The organism is Streptomyces sp. NPDC033180 (assembly GCF_055577645.1).
In genome coordinates this window covers 1,057,396-1,070,072 of sequence record NZ_JBVIPU010000001.1, presented here as the reverse complement: position 1 = coordinate 1,070,072, position 12,677 = coordinate 1,057,396, and the positions used below count along the sequence as shown (strand labels likewise).

At 69.4% G+C, this 12,677-nt stretch carries 10 protein-coding genes; 3 read left to right on the top strand and 7 right to left on the bottom strand.

The features are described 5' to 3' along the window. Positions 1 to 99: 99 nt before the first annotated feature. Positions 100 to 2,676 (bottom strand): aminopeptidase N, encoded by a 2,577-nt coding sequence (pepN, locus tag ACZ5WE_RS04845; RefSeq protein WP_467687476.1) that lies wholly within the window; start codon positions 2,674 to 2,676, stop codon positions 100 to 102. A gap of 163 nt (positions 2,677 to 2,839) precedes the next feature. Here pepN and ACZ5WE_RS04840 point away from each other — a divergent pair, with 163 nt between their 5' ends. Then, on the top strand, positions 2,840 to 3,487 hold the full coding sequence (locus tag ACZ5WE_RS04840) for a mycothiol-dependent nitroreductase Rv2466c family protein (RefSeq protein WP_467687478.1): 648 nt from the start codon (positions 2,840 to 2,842) through the stop codon (positions 3,485 to 3,487). Here ACZ5WE_RS04840 and ACZ5WE_RS04835 read toward each other — a convergent pair. From ACZ5WE_RS04835 to ACZ5WE_RS04820, 4 genes are all read right to left on the bottom strand, one after another. Further along, on the bottom strand, positions 3,484 to 3,693 hold the full coding sequence (locus tag ACZ5WE_RS04835) for a hypothetical protein (protein ID WP_467687480.1): 210 nt from the start codon (positions 3,691 to 3,693) through the stop codon (positions 3,484 to 3,486). The two genes, ACZ5WE_RS04840 and ACZ5WE_RS04835, sit on opposite strands and share 4 nt — an antisense overlap. 137 nt (positions 3,694 to 3,830) lie before the next feature. Next, positions 3,831 to 4,481, bottom strand: coding sequence for a superoxide dismutase (locus ACZ5WE_RS04830; protein WP_467687482.1), 651 nt, complete (start codon positions 4,479 to 4,481; stop codon positions 3,831 to 3,833). Between the two features lie 190 nt (positions 4,482 to 4,671). Beyond that, a complete protein-coding gene (locus ACZ5WE_RS04825) occupies positions 4,672 to 6,108 on the bottom strand; it encodes an amino acid permease (RefSeq protein WP_467687484.1) in 1,437 nt (478 codons plus the stop codon). A 183-nt stretch (positions 6,109 to 6,291) separates the two neighbouring features. Beyond that, positions 6,292 to 7,728 (bottom strand): amino acid permease, encoded by a 1,437-nt coding sequence (locus ACZ5WE_RS04820; protein WP_467687486.1) that lies wholly within the window; start codon positions 7,726 to 7,728, stop codon positions 6,292 to 6,294. A 268-nt stretch (positions 7,729 to 7,996) separates the two neighbouring features. Here ACZ5WE_RS04820 and ACZ5WE_RS04815 point away from each other — a divergent pair, with 268 nt between their 5' ends. Next, on the top strand, positions 7,997 to 8,575 hold the full coding sequence (locus tag ACZ5WE_RS04815) for a biotin transporter BioY (RefSeq protein ID WP_467687488.1): 579 nt from the start codon (positions 7,997 to 7,999) through the stop codon (positions 8,573 to 8,575). 6 nt (positions 8,576 to 8,581) lie between these two features. On the opposite strand, the gene ACZ5WE_RS04810 is transcribed toward ACZ5WE_RS04815, so the two are convergent. After that, a complete protein-coding gene (locus ACZ5WE_RS04810; protein WP_467687490.1) occupies positions 8,582 to 9,919 on the bottom strand; it encodes an FAD-binding oxidoreductase in 1,338 nt (445 codons plus the stop codon). Between the two features lie 156 nt (positions 9,920 to 10,075). Here ACZ5WE_RS04810 and ACZ5WE_RS04805 point away from each other — a divergent pair, with 156 nt between their 5' ends. Then, complete coding sequence (locus ACZ5WE_RS04805; protein WP_467687492.1) at positions 10,076 to 11,122, top strand: serine/threonine-protein kinase; 1,047 nt, start codon at positions 10,076 to 10,078, stop codon at positions 11,120 to 11,122. Here the strand turns inward: ACZ5WE_RS04805 and ACZ5WE_RS04800 are convergent. Continuing rightward, on the bottom strand, positions 11,119 to 12,621 hold the full coding sequence (locus ACZ5WE_RS04800) for an amino acid permease (protein ID WP_467687494.1): 1,503 nt from the start codon (positions 12,619 to 12,621) through the stop codon (positions 11,119 to 11,121). The two genes, ACZ5WE_RS04805 and ACZ5WE_RS04800, sit on opposite strands and share 4 nt — an antisense overlap. Between the last annotated feature and the right edge of the window lie 56 nt (positions 12,622 to 12,677).

Below are 12,677 nucleotides of genomic sequence, written 5' to 3'. Positions count from 1 at the left end.
CGACATAACCGGACAACCCCGCACTAAAGTGCAGACGTTCGACTGCCGAAAAGGTCTGTTTGCGCGCGGTACGTTCCGCCGGCCGCTCTCCCTCTCGGCCTAGGAAGCGGCAGCCGAGTCGCACCCCTGCGCCCGCAGCGACCGGGCAAGGTCATCCCGGGCCTCGAGTACGAGCCGCCGCAAGGCGGGGGCGGCCGACTCGTGCGAGGCGAGCCACAGATCAGCCGCGTCCAACGTCCCCTGATCGGCCTGGAGGATGGGGAAAAGACCCTTCACCACGTCCATCCCGATCTGGATGGACCGCTCGGCCCACAACCGCTCGATGGCGGCGAAGTACCTGGGCGCGTACGGAGCGACCAGCTCCCGCTGCGAAGACTGGGCGAAGCCCGAAATCGTCGCCCCCACCAGCGCGTTGGACAGGGAGTCGGACTCCACCACGGCGGCCCACGCCTGCGCCTTGACCGCCTCGGAGGGCCGCGCCGCCAGGCACCGCACCTGATGCCGCTTGCCCGAAGCCGTGTCGTCACGGGCCAGCTCGGCGGCGAGCATCCGCTCATCGGCCACGCCGTGCGCGGACAGCGGGCCGAGCAGGGACCAGCGCAGCTCCTGGTCGACGTCCAGGCCGTCGATCTTCGCCGTCCCTTCGAGCAGGCCCTGCAGCAGCTGGAGATCCGCCGCCGACGAGGCCACCGCGGCGAAGAACCGCGCCCATGTCAGCTGGTGCTGGCTGCCGGGCTCCGCGATCCGCAGCTCCCGCAACGCGCCCTCGGCGAGCGCACGCCCGCCCTCCTCGCGCCACTCGGGGGCGGCGTAGAAGGTGAGGGCCGAGTCGGCCCAGGTGTGCAGCGTCTGAAGGACACCGATGTCGCTCTCGCGCCCCGCGAACCGCAGCACGAGCCCGATGAAGTCCCGGGCGGGCATGAGCGCGTCCCGGGTGAGGTTCCACAGCGCGGACCAGCACAGCGCGCGGGCGAGCGGGTCGGTGATGTCCCCGAGGTGCGCGCGCAGCGTGTCGAGGGAGGTCTCGTCGAAGCGGATCTTGCAGTACGTCAGGTCGTCGTCGTTGACCAGGACGAGCTCGGGAGCCTCCTCGCCGGCCAGCTCGGACACGACCGTGCGGGCTCCTTCGACGTCCAGCTCAGCGCGTGCGTACCGCGTGAGCTCGCCTTCGGGCGTGCGGCGGTACAGGCCCACCGCCACGCGGTGCGGCCGCAGTTCGGGGTGCGACTCGGCGGCTTCCTGCACCACGGAGAGCTCGGTGATCCGGCCCTCCGCGTTCAGAATGACCTGGGGCGTCAGGGAGTTGACGCCCGCCGTCTGCAGCCATGCCTGCGACCAGGACGCCATGTCGCGCCCGGAGGTCTCCTCGAGGACCGAGAGGAGGTCGCCGAGGCGGGTGTTCCCGTACGCGTGCCGCTTGAAGTAGCGCCGGGCGCCCTCGAGGAACGCGTCACGTCCGGCGTAGGCGACGAGCTGCTTCAGTACCGAGGCACCCTTCGCGTACGTGATCCCGTCGAAGTTGAGCTTGGCGTCCTCCAGGTCGCGGATGTCGGCCGTGACCGGGTGCGTGGAGGGCAGCTGGTCGGCGCGGTAGGCCCACGCCTTGCGGTTGTTGGCGAAGGTGATCCAGCCGTTGGTGAAGCGCGTCGCCTCGGTCATCGAGAAGGCGCCCATGAAGTCGGCGAAGGACTCCTTGAGCCACAGGTCGTCCCACCAGCGCATGGTGACGAGGTCGCCGAACCACATGTGCGCCATCTCGTGCAGGATGACGTTGGCCCGGCGCTCGTACGACGCCTGGGTCACCTTGCCGCGGAAGATGAACTCCTCGCGGAAGGTCACGAGGCCGGGGTTCTCCATCGCGCCCAGGTTGTACTCCGGGACGAAGGCCTGGTCGTACTTCCCGAAGGGGTAGGGGTAGTCGAAGTTGTCGTGGAAGAAGTCGAGCCCCTGCTTGGTGACCAGGAAGACGTCGTCCGCGTCGAAGTGCTTGGCGAGCCCCTTCCTGCACATCGCGCCGAGCGGGATGTCCAGCGTCGTGCCGTCGTCGAAGGTGCGGCTGTAGGAGTCCGTCACATAGTGGTAAGGGCCCGCGACGACAGCGGTGATGTAGGTCGAGATCGGCTTCGTCTCGGCGAACTTCCATACACCGTCGGCCAGTTCACCGGCGCCGTTCGACCAGGCGGTCCATCCGTCGGGTGCCTGCACCTCGAACCGGAAGGGCGCCTTCAGGTCGGGCTGCTCGAAGTTGGCGAAGACGCGGCGCGAGTCCGCGGGCTCGTACTGCGTGTAGAGGTAGACCTCGCCGTCCTCCGGGTCGACGAAGCGGTGCATGCCCTCGCCGGTGCGGCTGTAGGCGCACTGGGCGTCCACCACCAGTTCGTTCTCCGCGGCCAGGTCCTCCAGCGTGATCCGGGTGCCGTCGAAGACCTCGGCGGGGTCCAGGTCCCTGCCGTTGAGGGAGAGCGCGGTGACGCTCGGGGCGATCAGGTCGGCGAAGCTCGTGGCGCCCGGTTCGGCGGAGCGGAAGCGGAGGGTGGTGACGGAGCGGAACGTGCGCGGCTCCTGGTCGCTCTCGCCGATCGCGGAGCGCAGGTCGAGAAAGACCTCGTACCCGTCGACGGACAACAGCGCGGCCCTTTCCTGGGCCTCGTCGCGGGAAAGATTCTCACCGGGCACGGGCGGTACTCCCTTGTACTCGCAGGTGTAAGTCGTGGATCGCACGACCTGTACGAATGTCTACGATCCTCGCATGTGCCCTCAGCGCGCGGTATCCGGGAATGCCCGGGTAGATCACTGACGTTCCCCTGGCCAAGCGCGCACGTATTCCCTAGGGAGAGACATGTCCGAGAACGGCAAGTCCGGCAAGACCCCTGTTGACTTCTGGTTCGATCCGCTGTGCCCCTGGGCCTGGATGACCTCGCGCTGGATGCTCGAGGTGGAGAAGGTCCGCGATGTCGAGGTCCGCTGGCACGTCATGAGCCTTGCCGTACTGAACGAGGACAGGCTCGACGAGCTGCCCGAGGAGTACCGCGACATGCTGGAGAACAAGGCCTGGGGCCCGGTCCGCGTGGTCATCGCCGCCCAGCAGAAGCACGGCGACGAGTACACCGGCAAGCTCTACACCGCCCTTGGTACCCGCTTCCACAACCAGGGCGAGGGCCCGACCCGTGAGGCGGTCGCCGCCGCGCTCAAGGACGTCGGCCTGCCCGAGGAGCTGGCGGAGTACGCGGACTCGGACGAGTACGACACCCAGCTGCGCGCCTCCCACAAGGAGGGCATCGACATGGTCGGCCAGGACGTGGGCACGCCCGTCATCGCCGTTCCGGGCGCGGACGGCGAGCAGGTCGCCTTCTTCGGACCGGTCGTGACACCCGCCCCCAAGGGCGAGGCCGCGGCCAGGCTCTGGGACGGCACGCTCCTGGTCGCGTCCACGCCGGGCTTCTACGAGATCAAGCGGACGCGTACGCAGGGGCCGATCTTCGACTAACGGAACTGCTCGGGGAGGCGGAAGCCGCGCTTGTAGTCGAAGTGCGGCTGGACGCGCAGGCAGCCCGGGTGGGTGCAGCGCCGGAAGGTCCCGGCATCCGCGCGGCCCACCTTCGAGACGACGTACGCCAGCTCCAGGTCGTTGAGCCAGCGGAACAGCTGGTAGCTGTCACCGCAGCTGAGGCAGCGCTTGGAAGGGTCCGACATGGGCCTACCGTCCCCCGGAACCCGGCATACCGAAAGGCCCCCGTGAGTCATGTCCTCACGGGGGCCTTTCGTCTATCCGCCTGCCTCGGCGAAGGTTGAGAAGACGATCACGAGGCGGGGCGTTTCAGGGGGCAGGCTCAGGGGGCGAGCAGCAGGCTGTTCACGCGCTGCTTCGCGGCGTCGTAACGCCTGGCCACGTCCTGCCAGTTGACGACGGCCCACATGGCGTCGATGAAGTCGACCTTCTGGTTCTTGTACTGCAGGTAGAAGGCGTGCTCCCAGGCGTCGAAGACCAGGATCGGCGTCGAGCCCTGGCCGACGTTGCCCTGGTGGTCGTAGACCTGCTCGACGATGAGGCGGTTGCTGAGCGGCTCGTAGGCGAGCACGCCCCAGCCCGAGCCCTGCGTGGTCGCCGAGGCCTTGGTCAGCTGGGCCTTGAACTTGGCGAAGGAGCCGAAGGACTCGGTGATCGCGTCCGCGAGGTCGCCGACACCGTCCGCGGCCAGCGGCTCGCCGCCGCCACCGTCCTTCGGGCTGTTCATGTTGTGCCAGTAGATGCTGTGCAGGATGTGGCCGGAGAGGTGGAAGGCCAGGTTCTTCTCCAGGCCGTTGATGGCACCCCACGTCTCCTTGTCGCGCGCCTCCTCCAGCTGCTCAAGGGTGTCGTTCGCGCCCTTCACGTACGCCGCGTGGTGCTTGTCGTGGTGCAGCTCGACGATCTGGGGATTGATGACCGGCTCGAGCGCCGCGTAGTCGTACGGAAGTTCTGGAAGCGTGTAAATAGCCATGATCCGAGCCCTCCGACTGCTGCTCTGCTGTAGTGCAACGCTTATTGCAACCTGTATGCAAGTGCAGGCTAGCAGCAGGTGCACTACGGAGTTGATCAGCCCTTCGTCCTAGGACCGGAGTCCTGGGAGACGCGAGAGGGCCCCGAGTCCGTCGACTCGGGGCCCTCTCGCGCGAAGAGCGCAGGTGCCGCTACTCGGCGGCCACCGCAGCCCGCTTCTCCGCCGTCTTCTGCCGCACGAAGCCGATCACCGCGAGCACCAGCGTCAGCGTGCCCGTGGCCAGGAGTTGCTTGCGCGTGTCGGGCTGTTCCGTCATCAGGTAGAAGATGTACGCCATCGCGGCGAGCGCCACCCACGTCAGGAACGGGTAGGCCCACATCTTCACGACCAGCTTCCGGGGCTCCTCGCTCTCCGTCCTGCGGCGCAGGATCAGCTGCGAGACGGCGATGAAGATCCAGACGACCAGGATCATCGCGCCGATCATGTTCAGGAGCCAGGGGAAGACGTCGTCGGGGCGCCAGTAGCTGAGCAGGACGCAGACGAAGCCGAAGACCGAGGAGGCGAGGACCGCGAGGCGCGGGACGCCGCTGTCGACGCGGCCGAGCACCTTGGGGCCCTGGCCGCGCGCGATCAGGGAGTACGACATGCGCGAGGCGCCGTAGATGTTGGCGTTCATCGCGGAGAGCAGGGCGATCAGGACGATGACGTTCATGATCTGGCCGGCGCCGGGGATGCCCAGGTGGTCGAGCGTGGCGACGTACGGGCCCTTCGCGACGACCTCCTTGTTGTCCCAGGGGAGCAGCGTGACGACGACGAGCATCGAGCCCACGTAGAAGAGGGCGATGCGCCACATCGCCGTGCGCACGGCCTTGGCGACGCTCTGGACCGGGTTCTTGGACTCCGCGGCCGCGATCGTGACGGTCTCCAGACCGCCGTACGCGAAGACGGACGCGAGGAGGCCGATGATCAGGCCGTCCGTGCCGTTCGGCATGAAGCCGCCCACGCCGGTGAGGTTGTCCGTGCCGGGGGCGGAGACGTCGGAGCCGGGCAGGATGCCGAGGATCGCCAGGACGCCGATGCCGAGGAAGAGCGTGATCGCGCCGACCTTGAGGGCGGCGAACCAGAACTCGAACTCGCCGAAGTTCTTCACGGCCGTCAGGTTGGCCCCGCAGAACACCAGCATGAAGAGGGCGACCCAGGCCCATTCGGGGCTGTCGGGGAACCAGCCCACCATGATCTTCGCGGCGCCGATGCCTTCGAGACCGACGGCGACGCAGAGCAGGAACCAGAAGCCCCAGCCCGCGGTGAAGCCCGCCCACGGGCCGATCGCCCGCTCGGCGTGGACCGAGAAGGAGCCTGACGCCGGGTTCGCCGCCGACATCTCACCGAGCATGCGCATCACGAGCATGACGAGCGCGCCGGAGATCGCGTACGCGAGGACGATCGAAGGGCCGGCCGCGGCGATGCCCGCTCCGGAGCCCACGAAGAGGCCGGCTCCGATGACGCCACCGAGGGCGATCATGGAGAGATGCCGCTGCTTGAGGCCGTGAACGAGCGGTGAATCGACCTTGGAGGCCTCGGGGGCCGCGTCGGGTGATGCGTCCTTGGGGGTGGACGTCCGAGACATGGGCGTGCCCTGTTCAGTAGCTGAGACGGGGGAGCTGAGCGGAGTGAGCAAGCGGCCCACAGCAGGGTGAGCGAGCGGCCCACAGTCTGAAGTCCGGCACCGCTGACAGGGAACACCTGACCGCTATACGGACACGACGCTCACACGTTGTGAAGCCGTGGACACGAGATGTTCACATCCGTTTCATGTGCGCCTCGCGCCACTCCCGCAGCGCCATTCCCGCAGCCCCGCGACGACGAGTACGAGGCCCGTCGCGCCCGCCGACCACAGCAGCTGGGGCCGCGCTCCGTCGTCGGTCAGCATCAGGCCGAGTACGGCCGCCATCGCCGCGAGCGCCGCCCACGTCAGATACGGGAACGCCCACATCCGCAGGACAAGGCGCTCCGGCGCCTCGCGCTCGATGCGCCGCCGCAGCCGCAGCTGCGAGACCGCGATCAGCGCCCACACGAAGAGCAGCACCGCGCCGACCGAGTTGAGCATGTAGAGGAAGACCGAGTCCGGCCACCTCAGATTCAGTACGACGGAGACGAAGCCGAAGGCCACCGACGCGAGGACGGCCCGCCGCGGCACCCCGCCGCCCGACACCTTCAGGAGGGCCTTCGGGGCCTCGCCGCGCTCGGCCAGGGAGAAGACCATCCGGGATGAGCCGTAGAGGTTGGCGTTCAGCGCCGAGAGCAGCGCCACGAACACCACGATGTTCATGATCGTGCCCGCGGACGGCACCCCGATCGAGTCGAGGACCGTCACATACGGACTGACGCCGGCCTTCTGAGCCGTCCACGGCAGCACCGTCACGATGACCAGCATCGAGCCGACGTAGAAGAAGAGGATGCGGTAGACGGCGCTGCGCACGGCGCGGGAGACCGAGCGCACCGGGTCGTCGGACTCGGCCGCGGCGATCGTCACGACCTCCAGGCCACCGAAGGCGAAGACGACGGCGAGCACCCCGGACGTCACGCCCTCCCAGCCGTTGGGCAGGAAACCGCCGTCACCGGTGAGGTTGGTGAGGCCCACGGGGTCCCCGGAGGAATGCGACGCAGCCGGAAGCACCCCGAGGACCGCGAGCAGCCCGAGCACCAGGAACGCCACGATCGCGAAGACCTTCAGGGCGGCGAACCAGAACTCGAACTCGCCGAAGTTCTTCACGGCGGCGAGGTTGGCCGCCGTGAACACCAGCATGAAGATCAGCACCCAGGCCCACTGCGGCACACCCGGCGCCCAGCCGTTGGCGATCTGCGCGGCACCGGTCGCCTCCACGGCGAGCACGACGACCAGCAGGAACCAGTACAGCCACCCGACGCTGAACCCCGCCCAGCGGCCGAGCGCACGCTCGGCGTGCACGGAGAAGGACCCGGATGCGGGCATCGCGGCCGACATCTCGCCGAGCATCCTCATCACGCACATCGCGAGCGCGCCGGCGATGAGATACGAGACGACGATGCCGGGCCCCGCGACGGCGATCCCGGCGCCGGAGCCGACGAAAAGCCCGGCCCCGATGACCCCGCCGAGTCCGAGCATGGTGAGATGCCGCTGCTTCAGGCCGCCGCCGAGCGGCTCGGGTTCCGTTCCCGTCGTGCCCGCGCTGCTGGGCGCCGATGACTCGGGGGGTGCGTCGTGCATGGTGCTCAGCGCTGCTCTCGGGCTCACAAAGACTTTGGCGGGAACCTACAGTCTCCCTGGGCGGCATCCCCGTACGCAAAACGGGGCGCTCACCCCGCCCACCTCCGTGACGAGCATCACGCTGCCGCAGGGGGTAGGCCCCGCATATTGTCCAGAGCCCACCAACAAGGTGCCCCGCACCTTGTCACCCGCACACCGTGAGAGGCGTCCCCGCCTGGGATAGCGTCGCGGAGTCCCAACTGCCCGTCCCAGAACCCGCGGAGTCCCGATGAGCATCGCCGCCGTCTCTTCCCGTCCCGGCCAGGTCCTGGCGGACCTGCTGCCCGCGTCCCGCGCGAAGGACGCGGTGCTCGTCCTCGGCGGCGCCGCCCTCACCGGCATCGCGGCCCAGATCGCCGTGCCCGTCCCCGGCTCGCCCGTACCGGTGACCGGGCAGACCTTCGCCGCACTCCTCGTCGGCACCGCCCTCGGCGTCCGCCGCGGCTTCCTCTCCCTCGCCGTGTACGCCCTCGTCGGCATGGCGGGCATGCCGTGGTTCGCGGAGGCGGGCTCCGGCGTCGCCGCGCCGTCCCTCGGGTACGTGCTCGGCATGCTGCTCGCCGCCACCGTGGCCGGCGCCCTCGCCCGCCGCGGCGGCGACCGTTCCGTCCTGCGCACCGCGGGCACGATGGTGCTCGGCTCGGCGATCATCTACGCGGTCGGTGTTCCTTACCTCGCCGCCGCGACCGGCATGTCGATGACCCAGGCCGTCGCCGCCGGGCTCACGCCCTTCCTGATCGGCGACGCCCTCAAGGCCGCGCTCGCGATGGGCGTGCTGCCCACGGCGTGGAAGTTCCTCGACCGGTAGCAGCCGTCAACCGGCAGCGCTCACGCCGTAGTTCCGCCTGAAGAGGTTCGCCGGGTCGTACGTGGCCTTCAGCTCGGCGAGCCTCTCGCGCGTACCCGCGTCGTACAGGCCCTCGGGCCGGTCCCCGGCGGCGAAGGCGAAGTTGAGCAGCCGCCCCGCGCTCCCCTGCGCGAAGAGACCGAACGCCTGCGCCTGCACGGCCCGCACCGCGTCGAGGCCGGGGCCCTCCAGCGGCGAGAGCACCCGCACCAGCCACCCCGCCTCCCGGTAGGGCACCGCGTTGCCCGCGGGCTTCGCCAGCGCCCCGCCCAGCTGGTTGATCTGGACCACGTGCATCGACTCGGCGGCCGGACCGGTCATCGTCAGCAGCTCACTGGCCGCCGCGAGATCCAGCTCGCGCACCACCACGCTGTCCCCGTAGTAGGAGTGCGGGAAGTCGGGGTCGCTGTGGATCGTGTGGCTCTCGGTGTACGGCATCTCCCGCATCGAGTCCGACACGGTGGGCCCGATCTCCCGCAGCGGCGCCACCAGGCGTTCGCCCTCGGCCTCCGAGCCCGTCCAGGCGACCCGGACCGTGAGGAGATAGCGGCCCCGCAGAGAGGGCGGCAGCTGCGGCATGTCCGGATAGACGAGCGCCGCCACCGACGAGGTCAGCTCGTCCGGCACCGTCCGCGTCCACGCCTCGTACGCCCGCAGCACCCGGCCGGGGTCGACCTCACGCCCGTCGAAGTCGATCGCCCCGCCGTACAGCCGCGCCACCGGCACAAGACCGGTCTCCAGGGCCGTCACCACCCCGAGGTTCGCGCCCCCGCCCAGAAGCCCCCAGAAGAGCTCGGGCTCGCTCTCCGCTGTGACATGGCGCAGAGTGCCGTCCGCCGTGACGACGTCGAGCCACCGGACGTGGTCGGCCGCGTATCCGAACTCCCGGGCCAGGACGCCGAGTCCGCCGCCCAGCGTGTACGAGACAGCGCCCACGCCCGGCGCCGAACCGTTCAGCGGCGCGAGACCGTGCGCCGCGGCGGCGTCGATGACCTGGCCCCAGCGGACGCCCGCGCCGACGGTGGCCGTGCGCGTGGCGGCATCGATCCGGACGGCGTCCATCCGCCGGGTGCTGATCAGTACGCCGCCCTCCGAGGACCCCGGAAGCCCGTGCCCGGTGGCCTGGACGCCGACGGGCAGTCCCGCGTCCGCGGCGTACGACACGGCGGCGACGACGTCATCGGCGCTGCCGGCCGCGAACACGATCGCGGGCCGCTGCGTGAAACCGGTCTGGAATCCGGCGATCTCCTCGTCGTACCCGTCGTCGCCGGGCCGGAACACGAGTCGCTGAGCGGTGAAGTCCACGGTGATCCCTCCGAGAAGTGCTGCTGACGCGACAGAGCTTCGCCGGAAAACCTGACACCTTCCGTCAAGTTTTCCCAGCTGCCGCAGGGGATCGGGAATCCGGGTGAACTGTGCTGTCATGAAAGGAGAGTTGGGAGCAGATGGGGGTGGACACCCATGCCGGAGCTCCGCGTGCTTGCGGGCCGCTATCGCCTGCTCGACGTCATCGGCCAGGGCGGCATGGGCCGCGTCTGGCGCGCTGCCGACGAACTCCTCGACCGCCGTGTGGCCGTGAAGGAGATGCGGGTCGATGAGGCCGTCGAAGGCGCCGAGACACAGGACGCGCGCGTTCGCAGAGAACGCGCGCTGCGCGAGGCGCGGGCCATCGCGCGGATCGACCACCCCGGCGTCGTACGCGTCTATGACGTGGCGGAGGAGGGCGGCCGCCTCTGGATCGTCATGGAACTGGTCGACGCGCGCTCACTCGCCCGGTACGTCGACGACGAGGGGCCCCTGGACGAGCGCGGGGCGGCGCGCGTCGGCCTCGCGCTGGTGGCGGCGCTGCGCAGGGTGCACGCGGCGGGCGTGGTGCACCGTGACATCAAGCCGGAGAACGTCCTGCTGGCCACGGGAGGGTCTGCCGGCCGGGTCGTCCTCACCGACTTCGGCATCGCGGCGCTCCAGGACACGGGTCGCCTCACACAGGCGGGCCTGCTGGTGGGCTCGCCCGAGTACATGGCGCCCGAGCGCGTCTCCGGGGCCGAGCAGGGGCCGCCGTCCGACCTCTGGTCCCTGGGGGCGACGCTCTGCACGGCGCTGCGCGGCAGCTCGCCGTTCGCTCGCGCGTCGGCCCTGAACACGCTGGTCGCGGTCCTGCAGGAGGCGCCCGAACTACCGCCGGAACCAAGCGGGTTACGGCCGCTCCTGTCGGCGCTGCTGGCCAAGGACCCGGCGGCGCGACCGGATCTGGACGCGGTGGAGGAGGCGCTGCGGGCGGTGCTCGCGGCGCCCACGCCGGCATCGCGTGAGCCCGACGACCGCCCTCGGCCCGACTGGCGGCGGTACCTGCTGCCCGCCGTGGTGCTGCTGGTCGCGGCCGCCGTGGCGGCCGTCATGTTCGTCACGGCGCGCGATCAGGGCGGCGGCGGGCCGCCGGGACCGACCACGCGTCCGCCGACGGTGGCGGGTACGTCGACCGCGCCACCGTCGGGCGGGACCGGCTAGGCGTCGACCGAGCCTGTGTCGACCGAATCGGTGTCGACCGAGTCGGTGCCGACACTCGCCTCCGCGGCGTCGCGGGGCCGCACCTTCTCCCGTACGAGCGAGAAGACGACCACGAACGCCGCCGCGAGCAGCGAGAGCAGGACCTGCTTGCGCCCGGTCTCGTCGGTCAGCATGTAGACCAGCACGAACGAGATCATCGCGATCGTGACCCAGGTCAGATACGGGAAGAGCCACATCTTCACGACGAGCTTCTCCGGCTGTTCGCGCAGGATGATCCCGCGCATCCGCAGCTGCGTGAACGCGATCATCAGCCAGACGAACAGGGCCACCGCCCCCGAGGAGTTCAGCAGGAAGTCGAAGACGGTGTCCTTCCACTGGTAGTTGAACCAGACGGCGACGAAGCCGAAGACGACGGACCCGAGGATCGCGGTCTGCGGCACACCACGCTTGTTGGTGCGCGCGAAGGACTTCGGCGCGTCACCGCGCTGGCCGAGCGAGAACGCCATGCGGGAAGCGGTGTAGAGCCCGGAGTTGAGACACGAGAGCACGGCCGTCAGGACGATGACGTTCATGACCTGGCCGGCGTGCGGGATGCCGATCGAGTTCAGCGCGGCGACGTACGAACCGTCCTTGACGATCGACTTGTCGTTCCAGGGGAGCAGCGTGATGACGACGAAGATCGAGCCGAGGTAGAAGACACCGATACGCCAGATGACACTGTTCGTCGCCTTGGTGACGGCGCGCTGCGGGTCCTCGGACTCGCCGGCGGCCAGCGTGACGATCTCGGAGCCCATGAACGAGAAGACGACCATGAGCACGCCCGTGAGGATCGCGCCCGCGCCCTGCGGCATGAATCCGCCCGCGTCGGTGAGGTGCGCGAATCCGGCGCCGGGGTTGTCGGAGCCGGGCAGCACGCCGAAGACGGCGAGCAGACCGATGATCACGAAGCCGCCGATGGCGACGACCTTGATCCCGGCGAACCAGAACTCGAACTCACCGTAGGAACCGACCGAGACGAGGTTCGTCAGGGTCAGCACCACCATCACGATGAGGGCCCATCCCCACTGCGGGACGGCCGGTATCCATCCGTTGAGGATGACGGCCCCCGCGGTGGCCTCCACCGCGAGCACCACGACCCAGAAGAACCAGTAGAGCCAGCCGATCGAGAAACCGGCCCAGCGGCCGAGCGCCTGGTCCGCGTAGGTGGAGAAGGAGCCCGATGTGGGCCGTGCGGCGGCCATCTCGCCGAGCATCCGCATCACGAGGACGACCATCGTGCCGACGAGGGCGTACGACACGAGGATGGCGGGCCCCGCGGCGGCGATGCCGGAGCTTGAGCCGACGAAGAGTCCCGCTCCGATGACGCCACCGATGGCGATCATGGAGAGGTGGCGGTTCTTCAGCCCGGCCTTCAGGCCGTCGCCGGTGTCTCCAGGCTGCGAATCCCCAGGATCGACGGGGTTGCGGTCTGCCTTCGCAAGGGAGGGTTGCGAGGTCATGGACGAATCCTTAAGTTCTCGGGTCACGAGCCCCCGCATTCAAACTCAGGGGTGAA

What these genes read in the sequence shown, in the direction of transcription:
- ACZ5WE_RS04815 (WP_467687488.1), top strand. Translation starts at nt 7,997, where the DNA reads ATGAGCATCGCCGCCGTCTCTTCCCGTCCCGGCCAGGTCCTGGCGGAC.
- ACZ5WE_RS04800 (WP_467687494.1), bottom strand. Translation starts at nt 12,621, where the DNA reads ATGACCTCGCAACCCTCCCTTGCGAAGGCAGACCGCAACCCCGTCGAT.
- ACZ5WE_RS04835 (WP_467687480.1), bottom strand. Translation starts at nt 3,693, where the DNA reads ATGTCGGACCCTTCCAAGCGCTGCCTCAGCTGCGGTGACAGCTACCAG.
- ACZ5WE_RS04805 (WP_467687492.1), top strand. Translation starts at nt 10,076, where the DNA reads ATGCCGGAGCTCCGCGTGCTTGCGGGCCGCTATCGCCTGCTCGACGTC.
- ACZ5WE_RS04825 (WP_467687484.1), bottom strand. Translation starts at nt 6,108, where the DNA reads ATGTCTCGGACGTCCACCCCCAAGGACGCATCACCCGACGCGGCCCCC.
- ACZ5WE_RS04820 (WP_467687486.1), bottom strand. Translation starts at nt 7,728, where the DNA reads ATGCACGACGCACCCCCCGAGTCATCGGCGCCCAGCAGCGCGGGCACG.
- ACZ5WE_RS04840 (WP_467687478.1), top strand. Translation starts at nt 2,840, where the DNA reads ATGTCCGAGAACGGCAAGTCCGGCAAGACCCCTGTTGACTTCTGGTTC.
- ACZ5WE_RS04830 (WP_467687482.1), bottom strand. Translation starts at nt 4,481, where the DNA reads ATGGCTATTTACACGCTTCCAGAACTTCCGTACGACTACGCGGCGCTC.